At 42.6% G+C, this 25,307-nt stretch carries 23 protein-coding genes; 19 read left to right on the top strand and 4 right to left on the bottom strand.

Annotated features, from left to right (window positions below):
• Positions 1-71: 71 nt before the first annotated feature.
• Positions 72-1,322 carry an NCS2 family permease gene (locus AB4027_RS09445; protein ID WP_368645140.1) on the top strand — a complete coding sequence of 417 codons (1,251 nt, stop codon included), beginning with the start codon at positions 72-74 and terminating at the stop codon, positions 1,320-1,322.
• A gap of 497 nt (positions 1,323-1,819) precedes the next feature.
• Here the strand turns inward: AB4027_RS09445 and AB4027_RS09440 are convergent, their stop codons facing one another.
• The gene (locus AB4027_RS09440) at positions 1,820-2,641 is read right to left on the bottom strand and encodes an undecaprenyl-diphosphate phosphatase (protein WP_091487139.1); all 822 of its coding nucleotides are present in this window, start codon (positions 2,639-2,641) and stop codon (positions 1,820-1,822) included.
• A 190-nt stretch (positions 2,642-2,831) separates the two neighbouring features.
• Between AB4027_RS09440 and AB4027_RS09435 the strand changes: the two genes are divergently transcribed.
• On the top strand, positions 2,832-3,338 hold the full coding sequence (locus AB4027_RS09435; RefSeq protein ID WP_091487137.1) for a PTS glucose transporter subunit IIA: 507 nt from the start codon (positions 2,832-2,834) through the stop codon (positions 3,336-3,338).
• 55 nt (positions 3,339-3,393) lie between these two features.
• Here AB4027_RS09435 and AB4027_RS09430 read toward each other — a convergent pair whose 3' ends face one another.
• Together AB4027_RS09430 and AB4027_RS09425 are read right to left on the bottom strand one after the other, a co-directional pair.
• On the bottom strand, positions 3,394-4,017 hold the full coding sequence (locus AB4027_RS09430; RefSeq protein ID WP_368645139.1) for a flavin reductase family protein: 624 nt from the start codon (positions 4,015-4,017) through the stop codon (positions 3,394-3,396).
• A 48-nt stretch (positions 4,018-4,065) separates the two neighbouring features.
• A complete protein-coding gene (locus AB4027_RS09425) occupies positions 4,066-5,106 on the bottom strand; it encodes a lactonase family protein (RefSeq protein WP_368645138.1) in 1,041 nt (346 codons plus the stop codon).
• A 156-nt stretch (positions 5,107-5,262) separates the two neighbouring features.
• Here AB4027_RS09425 and AB4027_RS09420 point away from each other — a divergent pair, with 156 nt between their 5' ends.
• The 4 genes from AB4027_RS09420 (at position 5,263) to AB4027_RS09405 (ending at position 10,827) form a co-directional block, all read left to right on the top strand.
• Positions 5,263-6,465, top strand: coding sequence for an AI-2E family transporter (locus AB4027_RS09420; protein WP_368645137.1), 1,203 nt, complete (start codon positions 5,263-5,265; stop codon positions 6,463-6,465).
• Between the two features lie 140 nt (positions 6,466-6,605).
• Complete coding sequence (locus AB4027_RS09415) at positions 6,606-7,247, top strand: TetR/AcrR family transcriptional regulator (RefSeq protein WP_091487132.1); 642 nt, start codon at positions 6,606-6,608, stop codon at positions 7,245-7,247.
• Complete coding sequence (locus AB4027_RS09410; protein ID WP_091487131.1) at positions 7,244-8,965, top strand: ABC transporter ATP-binding protein; 1,722 nt, start codon at positions 7,244-7,246, stop codon at positions 8,963-8,965. The genes AB4027_RS09415 and AB4027_RS09410 overlap by 4 nt, the downstream gene beginning before the upstream one ends.
• Positions 8,965-10,827, top strand: coding sequence for an ABC transporter ATP-binding protein (locus tag AB4027_RS09405; RefSeq protein ID WP_368645136.1), 1,863 nt, complete (start codon positions 8,965-8,967; stop codon positions 10,825-10,827). The genes AB4027_RS09410 and AB4027_RS09405 overlap by 1 nt, the downstream gene beginning before the upstream one ends.
• A 532-nt stretch (positions 10,828-11,359) precedes the next feature.
• On the opposite strand, the gene manA is transcribed toward AB4027_RS09405, so the two are convergent.
• The gene (gene manA / locus AB4027_RS09400) at positions 11,360-12,310 is read right to left on the bottom strand and encodes a mannose-6-phosphate isomerase, class I (protein ID WP_368645135.1); all 951 of its coding nucleotides are present in this window, start codon (positions 12,308-12,310) and stop codon (positions 11,360-11,362) included.
• A gap of 190 nt (positions 12,311-12,500) precedes the next feature.
• Between manA and AB4027_RS09395 the strand changes: the two genes are divergently transcribed.
• From AB4027_RS09395 to AB4027_RS09335, 13 genes are all read left to right on the top strand, one after another.
• Positions 12,501-13,100 carry a thymidine kinase gene (locus AB4027_RS09395; RefSeq protein WP_368645134.1) on the top strand — a complete coding sequence of 200 codons (600 nt, stop codon included), beginning with the start codon at positions 12,501-12,503 and terminating at the stop codon, positions 13,098-13,100.
• Positions 13,101-13,102: 2 nt separating this feature from the next.
• Positions 13,103-14,179 carry a peptide chain release factor 1 gene (prfA, locus tag AB4027_RS09390; RefSeq protein WP_368646424.1) on the top strand — a complete coding sequence of 359 codons (1,077 nt, stop codon included), beginning with the start codon at positions 13,103-13,105 and terminating at the stop codon, positions 14,177-14,179.
• Positions 14,169-15,050: a peptide chain release factor N(5)-glutamine methyltransferase gene (gene prmC, locus AB4027_RS09385; RefSeq protein ID WP_368645133.1), complete on the top strand. Its 882-nt coding sequence runs from the start codon at positions 14,169-14,171 to the stop codon at positions 15,048-15,050. The genes prfA and prmC overlap by 11 nt, the downstream gene beginning before the upstream one ends.
• A 1-nt stretch (position 15,051) precedes the next feature.
• Positions 15,052-16,062 carry an L-threonylcarbamoyladenylate synthase gene (locus AB4027_RS09380; protein ID WP_368645132.1) on the top strand — a complete coding sequence of 337 codons (1,011 nt, stop codon included), beginning with the start codon at positions 15,052-15,054 and terminating at the stop codon, positions 16,060-16,062.
• 93 nt (positions 16,063-16,155) lie between these two features.
• Positions 16,156-16,785: a uracil phosphoribosyltransferase gene (gene upp, locus AB4027_RS09375; RefSeq protein WP_091487121.1), complete on the top strand. Its 630-nt coding sequence runs from the start codon at positions 16,156-16,158 to the stop codon at positions 16,783-16,785.
• A gap of 158 nt (positions 16,786-16,943) precedes the next feature.
• A complete protein-coding gene (locus AB4027_RS09370) occupies positions 16,944-17,174 on the top strand; it encodes a DUF1146 family protein (protein ID WP_091487119.1) in 231 nt (76 codons plus the stop codon).
• 213 nt (positions 17,175-17,387) lie between these two features.
• Complete coding sequence (gene murA, locus AB4027_RS09365; RefSeq protein WP_368645131.1) at positions 17,388-18,689, top strand: UDP-N-acetylglucosamine 1-carboxyvinyltransferase; 1,302 nt, start codon at positions 17,388-17,390, stop codon at positions 18,687-18,689.
• Positions 18,690-18,916: 227 nt separating this feature from the next.
• A complete protein-coding gene (mreB, locus tag AB4027_RS09360; protein ID WP_091487116.1) occupies positions 18,917-19,903 on the top strand; it encodes a rod shape-determining protein MreB in 987 nt (328 codons plus the stop codon).
• 40 nt (positions 19,904-19,943) lie between these two features.
• Positions 19,944-20,132 (top strand): DNA-directed RNA polymerase subunit beta, encoded by a 189-nt coding sequence (locus AB4027_RS09355; protein ID WP_091487114.1) that lies wholly within the window; start codon positions 19,944-19,946, stop codon positions 20,130-20,132.
• Between the two features lie 155 nt (positions 20,133-20,287).
• Positions 20,288-20,611 (top strand): single-stranded DNA-binding protein, encoded by a 324-nt coding sequence (locus tag AB4027_RS09350; protein ID WP_091487112.1) that lies wholly within the window; start codon positions 20,288-20,290, stop codon positions 20,609-20,611.
• A 197-nt stretch (positions 20,612-20,808) separates the two neighbouring features.
• On the top strand, positions 20,809-21,519 hold the full coding sequence (locus AB4027_RS09345) for a response regulator (RefSeq protein WP_368645130.1): 711 nt from the start codon (positions 20,809-20,811) through the stop codon (positions 21,517-21,519).
• A complete protein-coding gene (locus AB4027_RS09340) occupies positions 21,497-22,930 on the top strand; it encodes an ATP-binding protein (protein ID WP_368645129.1) in 1,434 nt (477 codons plus the stop codon). The genes AB4027_RS09345 and AB4027_RS09340 overlap by 23 nt, the downstream gene beginning before the upstream one ends.
• Before the next feature lie 182 nt (positions 22,931-23,112).
• A complete protein-coding gene (locus AB4027_RS09335) occupies positions 23,113-25,266 on the top strand; it encodes an LTA synthase family protein (RefSeq protein ID WP_368645128.1) in 2,154 nt (717 codons plus the stop codon).
• Positions 25,267-25,307: the final 41 nt, after the last annotated feature.

Raw genomic sequence — 25,307 nt, 5'->3', positions numbered from 1 at the left:
CCTTTTCATTTGAACAGAATCTTGTTAAACTGGTTAGTGCTGTCAAATAAAATGGAAAGAGGCTAGACTAAATGTTTAAACGCTTTAATTTAATTGAAAATAAAACAACAGTCAGACAGGAAATATTAGCTGGACTCGTTACGTTCTTCTCTATTTCTTATGTTCTATTCGTAAATCCCATGATCCTTGGACAAGCGGGGGTGCCCAGCGAATACAGTGTTTTTTCGACTATTTTTATTTCTGCCATCGGCAGTTTTTTTATGGGCTGGTTTGCAAACGTTCCCTTAGCTATGGCGCCGGGAATGGGCGAGAATGCGTTCTTTACTTTTACGCTTGTTGCTGCCATAGGACTGACTTGGCAATCGAGTCTTGGGGTCGTGGTCGTCTCTGGGGCGGTTTTTACTTTACTCGCCCTGATTGGAGTAATGGGTAAAGTGAGCCAGTCTATTCCCACGATGCTGAAACAAGCCATTACAGTAGGGATCGGATTATTTCTAATGCTGATCGGATTCGAAAATATGGGCGTTCTCGTCGAAGGGGCCGTTCAGTGGAATACAGTTGGGATCGTAGGCTGTTTTTTTGTCGTGCTGATCAAACGCTTTAATGTGAAAGGCGGTTTTCTATATTCGATTCTATTTACTACTTTACTCTATTGGGTGATATATTTTGATTCCTTTGAACCGGTGTCCTTCAATCTAGAACCGCTCTTTAATTTTGGAGAACTTGTTTCTGCGATTGATTTTAGCCAGGTATTATCCGTTGAATTTCTACTGGGCGTATTTTCGCTGACGATGCTACTGATGTTTGAAACCATCGGTATGATCGAAGCTTTCTTATCAGACAAGAAAAGAAGTCTTAAAGCGTATAAAGTAGGAGCGATAGCCAGTCTTCTGTCTGGACTGCTTGGTACAAGTCCGGCTATTCCTGTTGCAGAAAATGGAGCCGGCATTGCAGAAGGGGGCAGAACGGGCTTAACAGCCATTACTACCGGAATGATGTTTCTTCTGGCTCTGATATTTACACCTTTCTTGTCATATATTCCGTCAGAAGCGGTCGGGCCTGTGATCGTTGCGACAGGAGTATCGATGGCTCTCACAGTGCGATCTATTAAAGTGGATAAAGGACTGGAGTGGCTGCCTCTTGTGCTGATCATCATACTCATTCCGTTAACTGGGAGTATTGTCGATGGTATGGCCTATGGATTTATTGCTTATCCGTTTGTTCAGATCATGATTGGCAAAAAAGAACAGCTGACGCCTGTGCAATGGATCGTCAGCGGGTTGTTTATGCTCACACTTCTTGCCACATATTTCTTAATTTAATTAATGTAAAGGCCGGGACAGCTGTCCCGGCCTTCATTTTGAGATGCTGGGAAAATCTATCTCTGAATCTGAGGAGCAAAAGGGCTCCAAATGATATAGGAGCATGTTTTTGAGTTTAGAGGGTGAAGAAGATGTTCAAAAAGCGATATAGGAACACCTTTTTGAGTCTCATGGTCACAGAAGGTGTTCTAAAACCGATATAGGAACACCTTTTTGGGTCTCATGGTCACAGAACTTGTTCCAAAAGCGATATAGGAGCATGTTTATGAGTCCAGTGGTTGAAAAAGGTGTTCTAAAAACGATATAGGAACACCTTTTTGAGCCAGTTGGGTGCAAAAGATGTTCTAAAAATGATATAGCAACATCTTTTGGGTATCACAGGTGGAGAAGGTGTCGCAATCGGTGTCATTTGATCTTATGGAGGTGTTCTTCATTATAAAAAGCAGAAATGAAAGAAGAGACTGGGATTTATCCCATCCTCTTCTTCATTATCTAGATTAACCTAGCACTGCAAAATACCCGATGACGACCAGTCCGATAACGATCCGGTACCAGCCGAATGAACTGAAATCGTTCTTTCTGATGTAATTCATCAAGAACTTGATGGCAAAGATCGAGACCACGAAAGAAAAAAGACAGCCGACGAGAAGTATCACAAGTTCTGCCGGTGTGAAACTGAAACCGAAACCGATTAGTTTGAGTAGGCTGGCGCCTAACATGACCGGGATCGACAGGAAGAACGAATATTCTGCCGCGATTGGTCTGGCGGTTCCGATCAGGATGGCTCCGACGATCGTCGCCCCGGACCGTGATGTCCCGGGTATTAGAGCCAGGACCTGGAAGAAACCGATCATCAAGGCGACTTTGTAGGTCAGTTGTTCCCAAGTTGCTATTTTCGGTGCTTTCCCTTCGTTCATCTTCTCAATGACGATGAACGCAATACCGTAGACGATAAGCGCCACAGAAACGGTCTGCCAGTTATAGAAGACATCATTGATCATATCCTCGAACAGCAAGCCGAATACGCCGGCAGGAATCACCCCGATGACGACTTTCAGCCAGATATGCCACGTTTCCTTTTTCTGAGTCTCCGTCTTATCCCCGTCGAAAGGATTGAGCTTCTTGAAAAAGATGATGATGACAGCCAGTATCGATGCGAGCTGGATGACGACAAAAAACATTTCTTTAAACGCCTCGCTCGTATTCAAGACAAGAAACTCATCGAACAGGATCATATGTCCTGTACTTGAGATGGGGAGCCATTCAGTGATCCCCTGAACGATGCCGAGAATGATTGATTTAATTATTTCAATAAACACGTAATTATCTCCTTCAAAAAATTTATTCGCTTAATCATAATATCGAACTTAAGCATAAAATGCCAGATGAATCGCCTTTTTTAATGTAAAAATCATTTTGGTTCAAGATTCCTTTAGAGTGTGCTATTATTAATACTAAGGTAGTAGTGAATAAAACTATAATACGTAACTAAAGAAAGTAGGGAGAAATATGGGCGTTTTTGATTTTCTGAAAGGTAAAGGTAATGAATCAAAAAATCCAAAAGTAACTTTGACCAGTCCGGTTAACGGTAAGGTGATTCCAATAGAAGAAGTGGAAGATCCAGTCTTTTCTCAAAAAATGATGGGTGATGGCTTTGGCATTGTACCTAGTGACGGTGATGTGTTTGCACCGGGGCCCGGGAAAGTTGTCAGCGTTTTTCCTACCCAGCATGCTGTAGGTCTTGAACTGGATAACGGTGTCGAAGTGCTTGTTCACATAGGTATCGATACAGTTGAACTTGAAGGCGGCCCGTTTGATACATTAGTTAAAGAGGGCGATACCGTCACTTCTGAAACGAAAATATCTACTGTTGATCTTAGCGGACTGAAAGAAGCCGGCAAAAAAGAAACAGTGATCGTCGTCTTTACGAATATGGATCAGGTCGATGATTATTCTTTAAATACTACAGGAGAAACGACCAAAGGCACCGAAATCGGTACAGTGACTTCTAAATAATTTTAAACTAAAAAGCGTATCTGGGTAACTTGTCCAGATACGCTTTTTGAATTTTTTAACTTGTCGGACGAATGATAGAGATGATATCGCCTAAAGCAGAATAATCCATTCCCGATAAACGGGCCATAGGTTCCAGCTTGTCAGCTAGGATGTAATCTCTGTCTGCATCAAAGACCTCTTCATTGAAGTGGAAATCTGTCACTTTCAGTAGAAAGTGATCCGTAACGATTTCGTCTGACTCATTTTTTATAGGAATGTATTGATACAGCACGGTTTCAAATCGGATCAGGGCTTCCTCGACGCCTGGTACGCTGACCGTACTGCTTTCCGTTAAATGAAGGTCTGTGCGGTCAAGTTCGCTTTCGTCAGAAGCGAGGGGTGCAGAGGTTTCGTTCATATCTTCAGTCAACGGTCTGCTGACGATGTGAATCACAGCTTCTTTCTGATTTAAAATATTTTTCGCGGTGTCTTTTGATTTTTCATTGGTCCTTAAAATCGAAACAGAAAGCAGCGGGATCTGATTGGAAGCCACACTGAAAAAACTGAAGGGGGCTAAATTAACGATGCCTGCTGATTGATTAAGTGACGTGATCCAGGCGATAGGTCGCGGGATCACACTTCCTGTCAGAAATTTATACTGCTGCTTTAATGATAAATCATCTGTTTTAAAATGATGCATAGGCTCTCCTTTGATACGTAGTGATGATAATAGTGGAAAGTTAATGATTTAAGACTGGAACTTCACGCAGATTACTTCAGGTGCAAAGATGTCTTTCTGCAGAAGAGAAAGTGTCCCGTCATGTTCATTTCTTTCAAATAAAGTCAGATTATCTGAATCCTGGTGGCCGACGACCACAAAGCGTTCAGTAGGGTCAAGATTGAAGTCACGAGGCGTTTCCCCTTCAGTCGGCGTATAATTGATCAAAGATAAGGTCCCATCTTCAGCCACTGCATAAATAACGATGGAATCATGTCCGCGATTGGATGCATAGACAAACTTGCCATCTGAAGAAACCCGAATAGCAGCTCCGCCGTTAAATGATTCATGTTCTTTTGGTATGGATGAGATAGTCTGGATCGGACTCAATGTGCCATTTTGATTATTGTAGCTAAAGACGATGACGTCACTGCTCAACTCTCCGAAAACATAGGCAAAGCGGTTGTTTGGATGAAAAACCACATGTCGAGGTCCGGTTCCAGGTGAGACAGAAATCACATCACTGACAGTCAGTTTGTTCTCTTCGTCTAACGTGTACATAACGACTTCATCGGTCCCCAGATCACAGGCAACCAGGAACTGACCGTCTGGCGTCAAATCAAAATAATGGGCATGAGGCGACTGCTGATTTTCATGAACGGATTTTCCAGAGTGAGTATGTTTGTCTGCTAATGACAAGTCACCTTCATCAGAAGTTGTGTAAACACAAACCTCCCCTTTATGATAGTTGGCTGTATAGACAAGGTTCCGAGACTGATCGTAAGCAATATAGCAGGGCGGTGCGCCTTCTTCAAAGACACTGTCTGCTTCTATATATGAGTCTGTCTCATTACTGCGTTTATATGATGTGATGCCGCCTTTGCCATCAGATGACTTAGCTATGGAAAAAAGCAGGCTGTAGTCATCGTTACCTGCAAGATAAGTAGGGCTTTCGACGTTCACTTCTTCTTTCAACCCTGTCAGCTGTTTGTTCTGTTCATCTAATTCTATACTGTAGATCCCGTTGCTTTTCCTTTTCGTATATGTGCCCAGCATAATTTTCTGAGTCATAATGCATTCCTCCTGAAATCGATTGTATTCACTTAAATAGTATAACAGATTTCAGAAGACGGGTACAAAAAGAGAAAGACTTTGCATGTGTAAATGTATATGTGTACCTGTTGATCAAAGGTGTATGCTAAAATATAAGTAACGAGTAGGGAGTGGGTGGAAATTTTGAACAAGGAAGAAAAGAACGACCATTCAAAAAAATGGAATGATACCTGGTTCTGGAAGCAGATCATAGACAATAAACTTGTGACGGTACTTCTGATAATATTTCTTCTGGCATTGAATATTTTTATGGTCGCCCGTATTTCCTATATATTTGAACCGATCGAAATAGCTTTCAGCATCATCGGTCCGCCGATTGTTTTTGCGGTTATTTTTTACTACCTACTGACCCCACTGGTCGACTGGCTGGAGGAGAGAAGATTCTCGAGGAACACGGCGATCGCCTTCGTGTTCAGTGTCGTCATTTTGCTCATCGTAGGAGGAATGAATTATATCGTTCCCATAATACAGAGACAGGTGGCATCACTCATTGATATATGGCCGGAGTATTGGAGTAACTTTATCGGTCAAGTCGAGAGTCTTTTGAATATAGAAGTTCTGTCTAATTTTATGAATCAGACAGAAGATACCTCTTTTGTTGAAACCTTGACAGAACAGACGACCTCGGTTTTAAATGCAACAGTTGGCGGGATCGGCAATGTTATCGGGACGATCACCCGGATATTCATTACTTTGTTTACTATGCCGTTTGTACTCTTTTACTTACTCAAGGATGGAAAAAAGATTCCTTACAGACTCTCCCGGTTTATTCCTACAAAAGCACGACCGACGGTAAATAAGCTGCTGACGGATATTAACAGACAGATCAGTTATTATGTCAGAGGACAACTGATCGTTGCTATCTTTGTTGGTTTCATGTTTTATATCGGCTTCTCGATCATAGGACTGGATTTTGCTTTGACCTTAGGTATATTTGCAGGGTTTTTAAATCTCATTCCGTATTTGGGTTCATTCATTGCAACCATTCCCGCACTCATCATTGCAGTCGTTGATTCACCGTTCATGCTATTTAAAGTACTCATTGTTTTCGGTGTCGAACAGCTGCTGGAGGGGCGTGTGGTTTCGCCACAGGTGTTAGGGAATTCTTTGAAGATACATCCGGTGAATATAATTTTCATTCTGCTGATTGCCGGACGCTTATTTGGTCTCATGGGAGTCGTTTTTGGGATCCCGGGATACGCCATAATAAAGATAGTTGTATCGATGCTTTTCCAATGGTATAAGAAGTATTCAAATCTTTATGAAGAGGAAACAGCACCGGAAATATCCGATGAAGTCGTTGAAACAACTGAATGAACACTGCATCTTAGTTCTGTTTTATGCGAACTAAGATGTATTTTTTTGAAATTTCCCTCTTGCATTATGACAAGCTGTCACATATAATAACATAATATGACATCTTGTCATTTTTTTATTTTGTCTTAGGAGGTTATAAATTGCCGACACAAACATTTTTTAATTTACCAGAAGAAAAGAAGAAACGCCTGGTCGCAGGAGCAATGAAAGAATTTTCAGCAAAACCACTGAATGAAGCATCGATTTCTAATATTGTGAAAAATTCAAAAATATCCAGAGGAAGTTTCTATCAGTATTTTGAAGATAAAAAGGACTTATATTTCTTCCTGATCGGAAAGTTCCGATACAACTATCGTAACTTGATGCTTAAAAGTTTTCAGGAAAAAGACGGAGATTTTCATGAAGGGTATAAACTTTTCAGCGAGAAATACATTAAATACATCATGGAATCTGAAAAGTTTGGCTTTTTTGAGAATATGTATCTGCACATGAATTATCAGATCAATCAGGAAGCACGTGTCGATTTTAAAGAAACAAAATCTCACAAACTGCCCAACGGCAAACGTATTGTTGATGTTGTCAGTAGAGATAATTTGAAGATGACGTCTGATACTGAGCTGATCGATGTCCTGAGATACATTTTGAGTATGCTGAATGATACGATCATGGAAGGATTCTGGAAAGAACTTTCCGTCAAAGAAACCCAGGATTTATTTTTAAAACGATTGGAATGGATCACTTATGGTATAGCCATTCCTGCAGAGAAAGAGGAGAAAGAATGATTAGATTAGGAAAATGGATGAACCCATGGCGCATATTTTTAAGCCTGCTGTTCCTGGCTGTCCAGGTCGTAGGTATGCTGGCCATGCCGACTTTCACGGCCAATATCATCGACTACGGAGTTGCGGAGGGTGATATCGGCTATATTATACAGACTGGGCTTATCATGCTGGCCTTTACGCTGGTTACGATCGGCTCTGCACTTGTAAATGTTTACTATGCCGCACAGGAATCACAAGGTCTTGGTGACAAGATCCGCAGAAAAATCTACACGATGGTTGCTTATTTTACCAATGAGGAAATCGATAAGTTCGGGACGTCTACACTTATCACACGAACGACCAATGATGTCATGCAGATCCAATTTGTTATGATGATGGTCCTGCGTACGATGATACTCGCACCATTTCTAATGATTGGTGCAGGCATCATGGCTTTCACAAGAGAACCTCAGCTGGCTTTTGTCTTCTTGATATCTATGCCGATACTGGGCTTGCTGCTGTTTGCGATATTAAAATCAACAAGTCCGATATTCAAATCGATGCAGCTGAAAACAGACCGATTGAACAAAGTTTTTCGTGAAGGATTGACAGGTATCCGCGTCATTCGTGCCTTCAACAAAGATGATTATGAAAAAGAACGCTTCGATGATGCGAACTGGGATTTTGCATCCACTTCGATAAAAGCTTACACACGTATGGCTTTTATGATGCCGTCAATGACCTTTGCTATAAGTGTGACCAACATCATGATCATCTGGTTCGGTGCACAGCTGATCAGTGTCGGCGACATGCAGGTAGGGAACCTGGTCGCCTTCATGACTTACGCGATGCAGATACTTATCGGCGTCATGATGGTCTCCATGGTCCTGTTTTTCCTGCCCAGAGGTCAGGTTGCCGCTTCACGTATCATAGAAGTACTGGATACTCCGAACATCATTAAAGATCCAGAAGAACCTAAAAAACTGACTGCAGGAAATAAGGCCTCATTAAGCTTCAAAAATGTTGATTACCGCTACTCGGGTGCGGAGAAACCTGCCTTGAAGGATATTTCTTTCGATCTCAAGAAAGGCGAACGACTGGCTGTCATCGGTGGAACGGGTTCTGGGAAAACGACGCTAGCCAATCTCATTCCACGTCTTTACGATGTAGAAAAAGGATCAGTTCAAGTGAATGGTATCGATATTAGAGAAGTCAGACAGGGTGAGCTGAGGCAGCTGATCGGCTTTGCTCCTCAAAAGGCCATCCTCTTTTCCGGGACCATAAGAGATAATCTGAAATACGGTAAACCAGAAGCTACAGATGAAGATATCTGGCACGCTTTAGATATTGCTCAGGGAAAAGATTTTGTTTCCAGTCTTCCTGAAGGCTTAGATGCCCATGTCGAACAAGGCGGCGGAAACTTCTCCGGTGGACAGAGACAGCGACTGAGTATTGCGAGAGCCTTGGTCACCGATGCAGATATCCTAGTCTTTGACGATTCATTTTCAGCTCTGGACTTCAAGACAGATGCCAAGCTGCGTGAAGCACTTGCGCCGGCAGCTAAGGATGCTGCTGTTGTGATCATCGCTCAGCGTATCAGTACGGTCGTTGACGCAGATGAAATCATCGTCCTTGATAAAGGCGAAATAGCCGGTAAAGGAACACATGAAGAGCTTAAAGAAACAAATAAAGTTTATCAGGAAATTATGGAATCTCAGTTGAAAGGAGAGGACATTTAATGCCCAAAGGTACAAGTAATGCTGCTCATTTAAAAGCAAAAAAGGCAGAAGATTTCTGGGGGACGACAAAGAGACTGATCCGCTATATGTCCACTCGTTTCTGGGGACTGGTCGTTACATTAGTCCTGGTCATTGCTGCGACTATCATGGCAACTTTGGCACCGTATATTCTCGGTCGAGCGACGACTGAAATCTACCGTGGGATCCAGGAAGGTCAGGCGTTGAGAGAAGCGGGAGAGGCGATAGAAACCTATCCGATCGACTTTGAACTCATTCGCAATATCCTCCTGATCGTCGCAGTCGTTTACATCACTCAGGCAGTGTTCCGTTATTTCCAACAGTATATCACGGCACGCATTGCCCAAAAGACTGTTTACGATATGCGTAAAGATCTAAAAGAAAAGATGGCCACATTACCGATCCGTTACTACGATACTCACTCGAACGGCGATATCATGTCGCGTGCTGTCAATGACATGGACCAGATAGCCAACACGCTCCAACAGTCGCTGACCCAGTTCATCATGAGTGTGGTCCAGTTCGTTACTGTACTTGTCATCATGTTCGCCATCGATATAAGACTGACGCTCGTGACCATCGTTACGGTGCCGATAAGCTTTCTTCTTATCGCATTTGTAGCCCCTAAGTCACAGAAACAGTTCGCCCTTCAGCAGAAAGAGTTGGGGATTTTGAATGATCAGGTCGAGGAAACATTTTCCGGCCATACGATAGTTAAAACATATAATAGAGAAGAAGAAGAAATCGAGAAGTTCATGAAACAGAGTGCAAGATTGAATGATGCTTCATGGAAAGCCCAGTTCCTGACTGGTATCATGATGCCTTTGGTCAGTTTTTCAAGAGACCTAGGGTATTTTGGTGTCGCCATTGTGGGTGGTATCGGTGTTGCCAACGGCGCTGTATCTTTAGGTAACGTTCAGGCTTTCATTCAATATGTCAATCAGTTCTCTCAGCCGGTCAGACAGATCGCCAACCTTGCGAATACGATCCAGGTAACGATCGCTTCATGTGAACGTGTCTTTGAAGTGCTTGATGAAGAGCCGATGGAAGAGACCGAATCAGGACTGGAACCGAAGAAACAGTCGCCTTATAAAGTTGAATTTGAAAATGTCGAATTTGGTTATAATGATGATGCGCTGCTTATGACAGACTTCAATCTTACAGTTAAAGAGGGTGAAATGGTTGCAGTCGTTGGACCGACTGGAGCCGGAAAATCGACGCTGATCAATCTGCTGGAACGTTTCTATGATGTGAAAGGCGGAAGTATTCGTTATGAAGGAGTCGATACGAGAGATATAGACCGTGCTGAACTGCGCAGTAAGTTTTCCATGGTTCTACAGGACACATGGCTATTCAATGGGACGATTTGGGAAAACCTGAAGTATGGAAGCCACGATGATGAACCGAGTGAAGAAACGATACTGGAAGCTGCTAAAGCTGCTCACGTAGATGAATTTGTCAGACGCTTGCCAGACGGCTATAATACGATGCTTAACGAAGAAGGAACGAACATTTCACAGGGTCAAAGACAACTGATCACTATTGCCCGTGCCTTTCTAGCTGATCCGGAGATCCTGATACTGGATGAAGCGACCTCTTCAGTAGATACCCGTACGGAAATACTGATCCAGCGTGCAATGGGTAAACTGCTTGAGAGCCGAACAAGTTTTGTTGTCGCTCACCGATTGTCAACGATCAGAGATGCCGACAAGATCATTGTAATGAACCACGGTGATGTTATTGAAACTGGGAATCATGATGATTTGATGTACCAGGATGGCTTTTATGCTGATTTGTACAACTCACAGTTTCAGACACCTGACGACCAGCTTCAAGCTGTATAAAGAAAGAGCTGCCTCCCCTCGGGCAGCTCTTTTTACTGTCTAAACCTTGATTAGGTATGATTTCGTTCATTGCAGCACCAGTGGCATCACTGGAGCTAGAAGTGGGGCCGAGTACGTTCAATGAAGGCCACATTGGGGTTGCCCAAATTTAAATGTCCGTGAGTACGTTCAATGAAGGCGACAATGAGTTTACCCAAACCAGAATGTCCGTGAGTACGTTCAATGTGAGCATCATTAGCATCACCCAAACTAGAATTGGGGCCGAGTACGTCCAATGAAGGCCACAATGGGCTTACCCAAACCAGATTATCCGCGAGTACGTCCAATGAAGGCGACAATGGGGTTGCCCAGACCAGAACAGCCTCGAGTACGTCCAATGCAGTGATTGTTGGCATTACCCAAACAAGGATCACTAAGAATAAGGAGCATTCACTCCCAGTAATGAAGCGCAATAGTAATTGGTTTTTTCACTAAAATACAGAACACCCGAATGCTCGGTACCACCTAACCGAGTATTCGGGTGTTTTTTTCTTTACTGCCCCGGATGTGAAGCGATCATGTGAAGGGAACCATCGAAGCTCCATGATTCAACCGCAGATGGGAGGATGAAATGATCCCCTTTTGAACAAGAGTAGGTTGTTCCATCAACGATCAGTTCGCCTTGTCCATTCAGTACACTGACCAGTGTATAAGGCGCTTCCTTTTCAAAAGAAGCTTTGCCGTCCGTTCGCCATTCTTTGACCGTAAAGAATGAGTTGGAAACCAGTGTCGTTTCTGTATAGCCGTCTTTTTCAGCCGTCGTCATCTCAAGGTTCGGATCGATGTGTGGAACCGTGGTCACTGCAACAGAGTCTTCGATATGCAGGTCGCGTTTCTCGCCATCATCCTGGATGCGGTCATAATCATACACACGATAAGTGGTATCACTCGACTGCTGTGTTTCAAGAATGACTATACCTCCGCCGATAGCATGGATCGTTCCGCTTGGGACATAGAAGAAGTCGCCTGCCTTCACTTCTTTTTTTCTGAGAAGTTCATCCCATTGACCCTTCTCGATCATGTTTTCCAGTTCTTCCTTAGTCTCTGCATGGTGACCATAAATGATTTCTGACCCTTCTTCAGCATCGACGATGTACCAGCATTCTGTCTTGCCCAGTTCACCTTCGTGTTCTTTCCCGTAAGCATCGTCAGGATGGACCTGAACGGATAGTTCTGTTTGTGCATCAATGATTTTAGTCAGCAGCGGGAAAACGTCTCCTTCTGCATAGTCGAATAATTCTTTATGATCAGACCATAGCTCGTCGAGTTTTTTTCCTTGAAATGGACCGTTCAACACAGTACTTGGTCCATTTTTATGGGCACTGATCGCCCATAGTTCGCCTGTGTGGTCATTTGGTATAGCGTAGTCAAAAAGCTGCTTCAGTTTTTCGCCACCCCATATTTTTTCTTTAAAGACACCACTTAAAAATAAAGGTTCAGTCATACAAAAATCTCCTATCACTTTTTTCTATAGTTTAGCATATAACCGGAGGCAATGCAGAAAAAAGCGGCAGACCTTATTGTAGACTTGTACTTTTCCGCTTCATCACTTATAATTTATAAGGATTGGAGTCTATCAGAAATAGACGAAGGACGCGTAGATAGAGTATACTAAGGAAAGTAGGTAATCAGTCATGGCACAACTGTTTTTTCGATATGGAGCAATGAACAGTGGAAAATCGATCGAAATTTTAAAAGTCGCACATAATTACGAGGAGCAGGAGAAACCGGTGGTCTTGTTTACAAGTGCTCTGGATGACCGCGATGGCGTCGGTTATATATCCAGCAGGATCGGTTTGAAGCGAAAAGCGATCCCCGTCACGAACGATATGGATATTTTTTCAGTCGTTCAAGGTATGGATAAGTCGATTGCCTGTGTGCTGATCGATGAAGCACAATTTTTAAACAAAACACATGTCAGACAGCTGGCTAAGATAGTCGATGACCTGAAAATACCGGTCATGGCTTTTGGGCTGAAAAATGACTTTAGAAACGAACTGTTTGAAGGCTCAAAGGAACTGCTGCTTTTGGCTGATAAGATCGAAGAAATGAAAACCATCTGCTGGTTCTGTCACAAAAAAGCCATTATGAACTTGCGTGTCCACGAGGGCAAACCTGTATATACGGGCGAACAGATCGCCATAGGTGGCAATGAATCATACTATCCTGTATGCAGAAAACACTACCATAACCCCTTGATAAACAGTGACCAAGAGAGAGGAAATAAAAAATGAGTATGTTTGATCGCTTAGAAGATGTAGAAAATCGTTATGATGAATTGAATGAGCTGCTCAGCGATCCTCAGGTGATCAGCGACACTGAGCGTTTAATGAATTTGAGTAAAGAAGAAGCGAGTTTGAGAGAAACGGTTGCGACATTCAGAAAATACAAAGAAGTCGTATCTGAACTGGAAGACACGGAAGAAATGCTGAATGATTCCCTTGATAAAGAGATGGAAGAGCTGGCTAAAGAAGAACGTAATGAGCTTTCAGAGCAAAAAGAACAAATGGAAGAAGAACTGAAAATCATGCTGCTGCCTAAAGATGAGAATGATGAACGTAACGTTATCATGGAGATCCGCGGTGCAGCAGGCGGAGATGAAGCTCAGCTCTTTGCCAGTGATCTGTTTGAAATGTATCAGAAATATTCAGACAATCAGGGCTGGAAAACAGAAGTACTGGATGCCAGCGCGGGTAATGCCGGCGGTTTCAAAGAACTCACTCTCATGATCAATGGAACGAATGTTTATTCGAAACTGAAATACGAAAACGGTGCCCACCGTGTGCAGCGTGTGCCTCAGACAGAATCTCAGGGACGTATCCATACGTCTACGGCAACAGTAGTAGTCATGCCGGAAGCAGAAGATGTCGAAATAGATATCGATGAGAATGACATCCGAGTCGATATTTATCATGCAAGTGGAGCCGGCGGACAGCACGTAAACAAGACTGCCTCTGCTGTCAGACTGACCCATGAACCGACCGGTATCGTGGTCGCCATGCAGGACGAACGTTCTCAGTTGAAGAACAGAGAAAAAGCGATGAAAATCCTTCGTTCACGCATCTATGATAAAATCACGCAGGAAGCACAAGCTGAAGTGGATGCAGAAAGAAAATCGGCTGTAGGTACGGGAGACCGTTCTGAACGTATCCGCACCTACAACTTTCCTCAAAGCCGCGTGACGGATCACCGCATCAACCTGACTATCCAGAGACTGGACCAGATTTTATCAGGCAAGCTGGACGAGATCATCGAACCGCTGCTGATGTGGGAACAGTCCCGCAAGATGGAACAGTTGAAGAATGACTACTAAATCACTGAGCGAAGCCTCAACATATGCAGAAGTCCTTTCCTGGGCTTCTTCTTTTTTAGAACAGAAACATCGAGATACCCAAATCGCTAAATGGCTGATGAAAGAGCGGTTCGCGTTATCTCTGACGGATTTTATCCGTCTTCAGAAAAAAGTGATGGACCAACGGGATAAGGATATTTACGTTAAAGATATCACTGAGGCAGGCAAAGGCAGACCGCCTCAGCAGATCGTGGGTCATGAGTGGTTCTATGACCGTCAGTTTAAGGTGACGGAAGCTACACTTATTCCCCGGCCGGAAACAGAAGAATGGTTCCACGAATATATCAGACAGCTTCCTGACAGACCGTTGCGTGTCATCGATATAGGGACCGGGTCGGGCGTCCTCGCTGTCAGCCATAAACTCGAACGGCCACAGGACGAGGTCGTTGCTGTCGATATCAGTCAGGCAGCGCTGGATGTCGCCAGACTGAATGCTGAAAATCTGGGTGCTGAGGTCACTTTTTATCTAAGTGATATGATGACGGATGTTGAAGGAAAGTTTGATTTGATCCTCTCCAATCCACCTTATATCAGTCAGTCCGAACGTAGTGTCATGGATGAATCGGTCATTGAATATGAACCGCATATCGCCTTATTTGCAGAAGAAGAGGGGCTTTACTTTTACAAGAAGATAGCCGCTGATGCAGTCGATCGGTTGAATCCCGGTGGTTATATGATCTTTGAATTTGGTTACAGACAAGGAGACCAGATCAGACGATTATTTCAAAGCTATTTTCCAGAGGCAAAAATAACCCTAGAAAAAGATTTTAACAATCATGACCGGACGATCCATATTAGAAACGAGATACAGAAAGAGAAAGAAGGAGAGTAATATGCAGACAGCCTTTCTTGATTCCAGTAATATAGATAAAGCTGCAGAGTATCTAAAGAGCGGAGAAGTTGTGGCTTTCCCGACTGAAACGGTGTATGGCTTAGGGGCAGATGCAACCAATGAAGAGGCAGTCAGAAAGATATTTGAAGCAAAAGGCCGTCCCAGCGATAATCCGCTGATCATCCATGTGGCTTCCGTAAAACAGATGGAGCGCTATGTTGAATCCGTTCCCGACGTGGCCAGGAAAGTCATCAGTCATTTCTGGCCAGGTCCCTGTACGCTGGTACTGAATAAAAAGGGGCCCATAGCCTCGTCAGTGACGGGCGGTATGGAAACGATAGGGGTAAGAATGCCCAGTCACCCTGTCGCCCTTGCACTCATCGACAAAGTCGGTGTTCCGCTGGCTGCACCCAGTGCCAACTCTTCCGGCAAGCCAAGTCCAACGACGGCTTTGCATGTCAAAAGAGATTTAGAGGGAAAAATCAAGGCGATCGTTGATGGCGGAGCAACAGGAGTAGGCCTGGAATCCACTGTTCTTGATTTAACGGATCCCCAAAAACCGACGATCCTACGTCCGGGAGGGGTCACTCGTGAAGAGCTGGAAGCTGTGCTGGGCCATGTGTGGCTGGATGCTCATTTAAGCGATGACTCGGCTGCCCCTAAATCCCCTGGAATGAAATACAAGCACTATTCTCCTGAAAAGCCAGTCTGGGTCTTGCCGGAATCTTTAGCCGAAGCAAAAGAAATCCTGGATCAGCTTGAGGTAGAGGGAGAAAACGTCGGTTTGCTGGCAAGTGAGGACTGGCTTAAACATTTAAAGACTGACCGGAGAAAGAATTGTTCTTTAGGTGATAAAAACAGACCACAGCAGGCTGCCGCTCGACTGTTCTCTGCCTTGAGAGAGCTTGATGATGAAGACATATCAGTCATACTGGTCGAACCATATCAGAAAACAGGTATCGGCACCGCTTATATGAACCGGCTGGAAAAAGCAGCGAGTCGGATTCTATAAACATCAAGATAAATCCTGATTTTTCTGGAAACTTCTTCAGACTTTCTGTACAATAATAAAAGAAATAGAATAGCATAAAAAAGGAGCCGGATCATGGGAAACGTTCAAGTTATAGATCATCCGCTAATTCAGCATAAGTTGACAATCATCAGAGACAAAAATACAGGGACAAAGTATTTCAGAGAAGTTGTTAATGAAATCGCACGATTATTAGCGTATGAAGTGTCAAGAGAAATGCCACTTCAGGATGTCGAAATCGAAACACCGCTCGTAAAAACTGTTCAGAAACAGCTGGCAGGTAAAAAAGTAGTGATCGTTCCTATTTTAAGAGCAGGTTTAGGTATGGTCGATGGTATGCTGGATCTCATTCCGGCAGCTAAAGTTGGTCATGTGGGGATGTATCGTGACCACGATACGATGGAACCCGTTGAATACTTCATTAAAATGCCTTCCGACTTATCAGAGCGTCAGCTGCTTGTTGTTGATCCGATGCTGGCGACCGGTGGTTCAGCAGTAGCTGCCATCGATGCATTGAAAAAACGTGGCGCATCGAACATTAAATTCGTGTGTTTGGTTGCAGCTCCTGAAGGTGTCAAAGTTCTCCAGGATGCCCACCCGGATGTGGACATCTATACTGCCTCATTAGATGAGAAACTGAATGAAAAAGGATATATCCTGCCTGGATTAGGTGACGCAGGAGACCGATTATTCGGAACATTATAATCGTTATAAAAAAATGAAAGAATCCCGATAAGAGTTTCCGCTCTTATCGGGATTTTTCCGATATGACAGGCTTGAAAACGTGTAATGTTGGTGTAACATGCATAACAAATGAAATATATGAAGGTTTATGCTAGTATTATAACGAAAGGATGAATCATATGCCACTTGTCATGCTGCAGTCACTAGTCAATCTAGTCTCACATGTGTTCTTCGTACTTGTTGTATTCTGGGCAATGCAGGCGCTAAAGACTGATGTACTCATCAAAAAGCATCACATTCCTCAAGCACGGACATTATATATAGTGATCTCGATCGCAGTCGGTTACACGGTAAGCAATTTTTTTATCGACTTTATTCTTTCGATTCAGAACTTATTTTTTCTATTTTAACCCATTACAAGGGATTGACAAACTAGTTCTTATTGTCACAAAGATGTCACGAAGGAAGGGATTACATACTGTTCCCCTTCAATAGGCTTTCTGATATACTATATCAAGTATGTTTTAAAATACAACTACTGTTATTTTTATAAATCGATAACGTATCAATAAATCAGACACGAGATGAAGAATCACTGGAACAGAAAAAATGGAGGACATAGAATGGAGAAAATTATAGTAGGCGGAGGGAAACAGCTGAGAGGTTCTGTCGATATCGGCGGAGCGAAAAACGCTGCACTTCCTATATTAGCTGCCACAGTATTAGCGAGTAAAGGTACAAATGTTATAGACAACATACCCCTTCTTTCAGATATTTATATTATGAATGAAGTATTGAACCATTTAAACATAAATGTTGAGTTCGATGAAGAAAATCAGGTGATTCGAACCAATGCTGAAACAGAAGTGAATAATGAAACACCATTTGATTTTATGAGCAAGATGCGTGCATCGATCGTTGTCATGGGTCCTTTGCTTGCCCGTACCGGCTATGCTAAAGTTGCGCTGCCAGGCGGTTGTGCTATTGGCTCCCGACCTATCGATCTTCATTTAAAAGGCTTTGAGGCTATGGGCGTCGATGTGAATGTGGGGAATGGACATATCGAAGCTTCCGTAGACAAACTGAAAGCTGCTCATATTTATCTGGATTTTCCAAGTGTTGGAGCGACTCAGAATATTATGATGGCGGCCACTTTAGCCGAAGGGACCAGTGTCATAGAAAACGTGGCAAGAGAACCTGAAATCGTTGATCTGGCCAACTTCCTGAATAAGATGGGAGCTAAGATCATTGGTGCCGGGACAGATTCTCTTCGCATAACTGGAGTCAAATCGCTCGAAGCCACAACTCATTCCGTGATCCCAGACCGCATAGAAAGTGGGACCTTTATGATTGCCGCTGCGATCACTCAGGGAGAAGTGCTGATCAAAGATGCTGTCAGTGAACATAATAAACCATTGATTTCAAAATTAGGAGAAATGGGAACGACATTCATCGAAACAAGTGAGGGACTAAAAGTCATTGGCCCTGAAAAGCTTCTGCCGACAGATGTCAAGACTCAGCCCTATCCCGGCTATCCTACTGATCTCCAGGCGCCGATGACGATCGCTCAGCTCGTTGCCGAAGGGACAAGTATCATGAGGGAAACAGTCTTTGAGAATCGTTATATGCATATGGAAGAACTGCGAAAAATGAATGCCTCGTTTAAAATCGACGGTCAAAGTCTTATTATCCAAGGTGGAAATATACTGCAGGGTGCAGAAGTCGCTTCCACAGACTTGCGTGCATCAGCTTCTCTGATCCTCGCTGGATTAGTATCAAAAGGCCACACACAAGTGTCACAGCTCCATCATCTGGATAGAGGTTATTCTAAGTTCCACCTTAAAATGAAACAATTAGGTGCAGATATTGAACGCATCAATGAAGAGGTCAAAGAGACAAGTGATTCTGAGATCGTCTCTGCATAAACAGTTTTAAAAAGAGAGAGAAAGGAAGGAAGCACGGCTTCTTTCCTTATCCCTCTCTTTTTCTGTTTATCGACCAAATAGTAGTTAATAAATACTTAAGATTGCCAAATAGGTGTTGCTCTTTTTTATCATCTTAAGTATCATAGATAGAGTGAAACCATTTTTAGAATCATGCATCCCGATACAGTTATTTTTTAATGAAATGAATAGGTGAGAGGAGAAACACGATGGCTAGAGATATTGGCATCGACTTGGGTACAGCAAATGTACTTGTACATGTAAAAGGCAAAGGTATTGTGCTGAACGAGCCTTCTGTCGTAGCTTTGGATACAAAAACGAATGAGGTTCTAGCAGTTGGTGAAGATGCCTACATGATGGTGGGCCGTACACCGGGAAACATTAAAGCGATCCGTCCCCTGCAGGGAGGCGTTATTGCTGACTTTGACATCACTGAAGCAATGTTGACTTACTTTATCGATAAGTTGAATGTAAAAGGATTTTTATCCAAACCAAATATTCTTATCTGCTGTCCGACTAATATTACGGCGATCGAGCAGAAGGCAATTATAGAAGTAGCAGAAAAAAGCGGAGGAAAGAATGTCTATCTTGAAGAAGAACCGAAAGTAGCAGCGATCGGTGCCGGTATGGACATTTTTCAGCCAAGCGGTAACATGGTCATAGATATTGGGGGAGGAACCAGTGATATTGCCGTACTGTCTATGGGAGGGATCGTCACAAGCCGTTCCATCAAGATAGCTGGAGATACACTGGATAATGATATCACTCAATATGTCAAGAAAAAGCATAAGCTGCTCATCGGGGAGCGAACTGCTGAAACGATCAAAAAAGAAATAGGCGTCATGTACGATCATGGAAGAAATGATGAAATGGATGTCAGAGGCCGCGACATGGTCACAGGTCTTCCGCGTACGATCACCATCTCTTCATTGGAAGTGCTGGAAGCAACACGTGAGTCTATGGTTATCGTTGTCGAACAGGCCAAAGCTGTTTTAGAACAGACACCGCCGGAATTGTCTGCAGATATCATCGATCGTGGAGTCATTCTGACAGGTGGAGGAGCTATGCTTGACGGCATCGAGCTCTTATTCGCTGAAGAGTTGAAAGTTCCGGTATTTAAAGCAGAAAACCCATTGGATTCTGTTGCATTGGGAACCGGGATTCTTCTTGAAAATTTAAAAAACAGAAAAAAATAAAGACAAAAAAGTTAAGAAAAAATGATTGAGGTGTAAGCTGATGACATGGAAAACAGTAGTTAAAGACATACTTATATATATATTAAAAGTCTTGATTGTTATTCTTCTGATTGCTGCGGCTTTTATAGTAGGAACTATGATCGGATACAGTGTCATTGGTGGAGCCGGCGAGCCAATGGATGTATTTAACCCTGAAATCTGGCAGAACATCCTAAATTATATATTTTAAGTAAACTGTACAAAGCCGTACAAAAAAGGGCTCCCTTTTTTGTACGGCTTTATTTTTTTTGAATTTTTTTCATGAGATATTTTTTCTTTTCACAATATTATTATATAGAGGAAAGAGAATCTTCTTTCCTACTACTATACGAAAAGAGGAAGAACATGAATACAGTGTCACTGATAGGACGAATGGTCAAAGAGGTCGATTTAAGGAGTGTGGGGGACAGCCGCATGGTCACTAACAATGTATTAGCGGTAAGGAAATCGTTTAAAAAGGACGGAAGTACGGACGCAGACTTCATTCCCTTTGTGGCTTGGGGAAAGAAAGCAGAGATCCTTGAAAAACACTGTGGTAAAGGAGATCTCATTGCACTTAATGGGAAGATGCAGTCCCGCTCTTACCAGACGAATGAGGATGAAACGAAATATGTCGTTGAGATGCTCGTGGATGATATAGAGTTTATTCAGAAAAAAGCGAAAGGTTAAAGATAAACCTTAATAGCGTAGGAAAACTTTGCACGGTATGCGGCTATACGTTCTGTTTAGAATGTGGGCTGCATCCCGTGCTTTTCAATTTACTGTCACAAATACTGTGTATTCTAGGTTTCATGCATTGATTTACACAAAAAATTCAACTATGGTATGTATAATAAGGTAGAATGAAAAAAGAAAGAAGGTAAATCATGCATATTTTAATGATTGAAGACAATGAATCTGTATGTGAAATGATTGAAATGTTTTTCTTGAAAGAAGAATGGGAAGCCACCTTTGTTCATAACGGTAAAGAAGGCCTGAACGTATATCGTGCGGCTCCTGACCAGTTTGACTTGATCATATTGGATATCATGCTGCCTGAAATGGACGGCATAGCTATCTGTAAAGAAATCAGAAAAGAATCCCAGTCCGTGCCCGTCATCATGTTAACGGCTAAAGACTCGGAAAGCGATGAAGTGATCGGTCTGGAAATCGGTGCTGATGACTATGTTACTAAACCGTTCAGTCCACTGACGCTTGTCGCACGGATAAAATCACTGCTGAGACGAGTAAATAATAAGGAATCCGATCATTCAGAAGAAATAACCTATGATATCGAAACAGAACATTTGAAAATGGATCGTACGACACGAGAAGTCAGTCTTTATAATCAGCCGCTGGACAATCTGACTCCGAAAGAGTTTGACTTGCTCTTTACTCTGGCTAACAGTCCAAGACGTGTATTCTCAAGAGAACAACTGCTTCAGCTGGTCTGGGACTATGAGTATTTCGGAGATGAGCGAACGGTCGATGCACACATAAAAAAACTGCGCCAGAAGGTTTCTGCTAATGGACCGCAGGTGATCAAAACAGTTTGGGGAGTAGGGTACAAGTTCGATGATACCGAAAAAATTGACTAAAATGAAACTTCCTTATTTTTTTCAGCAGTTTCTAGGTTTTTTAGCCGTGATTATTTTGCTGATGGCGGTAACAGTCTTTTCACTGGTCCTTTTTGGCAGAAGAACAGCCTTGAATGCTACCGAGAACAGATTATTCAGTTATGCGGAATCCATTGTCGATGAAGATTTGGATCCGACACAGCTTAATACCATCCGCCGTGTGCTGACTGCTCAGGAAGTGTCATTTTTTGTCTTCAGTGATGAAGGCAACATCGTGTATCCTGATCTTCCCCGAAATTTCCGGGCGAATATAAGTGATGACCAGCTGGACCAGCTGGAATCAGGAGAGCGGATCGCCTTAACGACACATCACGAGGATCTGCTGGGTAATCCCAGGGAAACAACCCTGGTATATCTCCCATATTTCAACGAAAACTCTGAGGAATTTGCAGGTTTTATCACTGTCAGCGCACCGATCAGCCACATCAACCGCCAAATGGAAGAGTTGAAAGGGAATCTCTTTAGTGCCTTTCTGATCTCTGCGATCGTTGCGATCCTAATGAGTTTAGTCTTTGCTCATTACCAGGTCAAACGTGTCAATCGTCTTCGGAAGGCTGCTCATAAAGTGGCCGAAGGGGAGTATACGATCCAGCTTGAGCATAATGAACGGGACGAGATCGATTATCTGACACGAGATTTCAACCGAATGGTGATCGCATTGAAAGAATCACAGGATGAAGTGATCAATCAGGAAGAGCGGAGAAAGAGTTTCATGCAGGACGCTGCTCATGAGATGCGGACGCCGTTAACGACTATTAATGGACTACTTGAAGGTCTGGAGCATAATGTCATCCCTGAAAACCAGCGACTCAGAAGTATACAATTGATGAGAAAAGAAACGAGACGGCTTATTCGCCTGGTCAATGAAAATATGGACTATGAAAATATCCGTTCCAATCGGATCATGTTGACTAAGCACACGATTCCACTTTCCGAAATCGTTGAAGAAATCAGTGAACAGATGAAAGATATCGTTAAAGAATCTTCGAATAAATTGATCATTGGCGAAATGGATGATATTCATGTTTACGCAGATTATGACCGGCTGAAACAAATTCTGGTCAATTTGATAAAAAATGCCCTTCAGTTCACAAATAATGGCACAATTAAAATAGCCAGTCAGTACACATCTGAAGGAACCGAGATAACGGTCAGCGATACAGGTATCGGAATGACAGATGTTCAGATGGAAAATATTTTTGAACGCTATTATAAAGCAGACTTATCCCGTACCAAAACAAAATTTGGGGAATCTGGACTAGGTCTAGCGATCGTTCAGCAGCTCGTAAATTTACATGGTGCAAAAATTTCTGTTGAAAGTGAAATCGATGAAGGTACAACGTTCAGGATACTTTTCCCAGAAAAAAAGTAAATGAATGAATAAACCCGATAAATGAGCATACACTCATTTATCGGGTTTATTATGAGAGGTTTTTAATTGATTAAACCATCTCGTTTGCCTTATAATTAGGTTTCGTTTAAAATGTTCGAGAGGATACAAATGATATAAAAACGAATAATCATTTAAAAATAAAATAAAAAGGAGGGCTATTTATGTTTAAAATCAAACAGCTTATAAATAAACGGAATGCATTGTTCGGTTTAGTGAGCGTGTTATTTTGGATAAAGACATACTTGGCCTATTGGATCGAATTTGATTTAGGTGTGACTGGAATCATCCAGCATTTCCTGTTATTTATCAATCCATTAGCTATAACACTCGTATTATTTTCACTATCACTCTATTTCAAGAAACCAAAGACGTCCTGTTTTGTTTTATTTGGACTTCTACTGGCGGCGACACTTTTACTCTACACGAATATCCTGTATTACAGAGAGTTCTCAGATTTTCTGACAACGAATATTCTGGTAGGGTCCAATAATGTATCGACAGGATTGGTTGCTTCGACTTTTGCCATGATGCGACCTTGGGATTTGATCTACTGGTTTGATATTGCGCTATTGATCTTCATTTATTTACGCAGACGAGATCTGTTTGCCAACTATTATAGAAAACCGGCTAAAAAGCGGGACATTTTTGCTGTGACTGCTTTAGGTCTATCACTTTTTGTAGGGAATTTGACATTAGCTGAAATCGACCGGCCACAATTACTGACGCGGACATTTGACAGAAATTATATCGTCAAATACCTGGGGTTGAATTTCTTTGCCGGATATGATCTCTTCCAGACCGCTCAGAACAGTCAGATCCGTGCCAGTGCCGACGAAACACAGTTGAATGATATTATTGATTTCTCCAGAGAGAACTATAGAGAACCTGATGAAGAATATTTCGGTGCTGCAGAAGGCCGCAATGTCATCGTTATTGCTCTGGAAAGCGTTCAGCAGTTTCTGATCGACTCGGAACTGGAAGATGAAAATGGTGTGAAACATGAAGTCATGCCTTTTGTGAACAGCTTATACCATAGTAACGATTCATACAGCTTTAATAATTTCTTCCATCAGACTGGTCAGGGAAAATCGAGCGATGCAGAAGTCCTTGGTGAAACGTCGCTTTATGGTTTACCGGAAGGGAGTGCATTCCAGACTCTCGGTTCGACAAATACTTTTCACGCAGCACCAGCTATTTTGGGAGAAAAGGCGGGGTATACTTCTGCTGCTTTTCATGGAAATGTCGGGTCATTCTGGAACAGAACAGATACCTATCGTAACTTCGGCTATGACTACTTCTTTGACTCCGCCTTCTATAATGTGTCGGGTGACCGTTCATTAGAATATGGCTTAAAAGACAAATTGTTTTTCAAGGACTCAGTGAAATACATTGAACAGTTGCCGCAGCCATTCTATACTAAGTTTGTTACCGTAACGAACCATTTCCCATATCCGCTGGATGAAAAAAATCAGGGATTCCCGGAAGCACAGACGTCTGATGAGACGATCAATCAGTACTTTGCGACTGCAAACTATCTGGATCAGGCTGTAGAAGAATTTTTCAATTACCTGAAAGCAAGTGGTCTTTATGAAGATTCGATCATTATGCTTTATGGCGATCATTATGGGATCTCCAACATGCGTAATCCGCGTCTTGCCGAGTTAGTCGGTAAGGAGAGAGAAGAATGGAACGATTTCGATGATGCTCAGATGCAGCGCGTGCCATTGATCATGCACGTACCTGGTGTGGACAACGGTGAAGTGTTTGAAACGTACAGTGGACAAGTCGACATGCTGCCGACACTCATGCACCTACTGGGAATTGAAACAGATGAGTTCCTGTTTATGGGTCAAGACCTCTTATCCGGAGAACATGACAATACAGTACCACTTAGAAACGGCCGCGTTATGACAGAAGACTATGCATTCCTTGGCCAATCGATTTATGACCAGGAAGGCAATGACATAACTGAAGAGTTTACTGAAGCTGAGCTGAAAGACCTTTATAAGACACGAGATGACGCAAGGGAAGAATTGACGCATAGTGATAACGTTATGGCGATGGATCTGCTGCGTTTTTACTCACCATCATCTATTCAGGGCTTTGAACCTAATGATTATATTTATACCGATCAGCTGGATTACCTTGAAAGTCGTTCAGAAAATAGTTCGAGTCTGTTGAGTGAAAGAGAAGGTCACTCGAGTGAATTGCTTTATGAATCCGATGCACCTGAATTGATCGATGAAATGAATTTTAGTGATTTCATTCAGACACTCGATCCTGACATAAAACCGAATATCGAGAAGTTGAATTAAACGTTAAAGCGGGTGTTGATCTATATAGCACCTGCTTTTTC

The sequence above is a fragment of the Alkalibacterium putridalgicola genome (assembly GCF_040959045.1).
Classification (GTDB): domain Bacteria; phylum Bacillota; class Bacilli; order Lactobacillales; family Carnobacteriaceae_A; genus Alkalibacterium; species Alkalibacterium putridalgicola.
The sequence above is the reverse complement of the archived record's forward strand: the minus strand, read 5'-3'. Positions and strand labels throughout refer to the sequence as shown.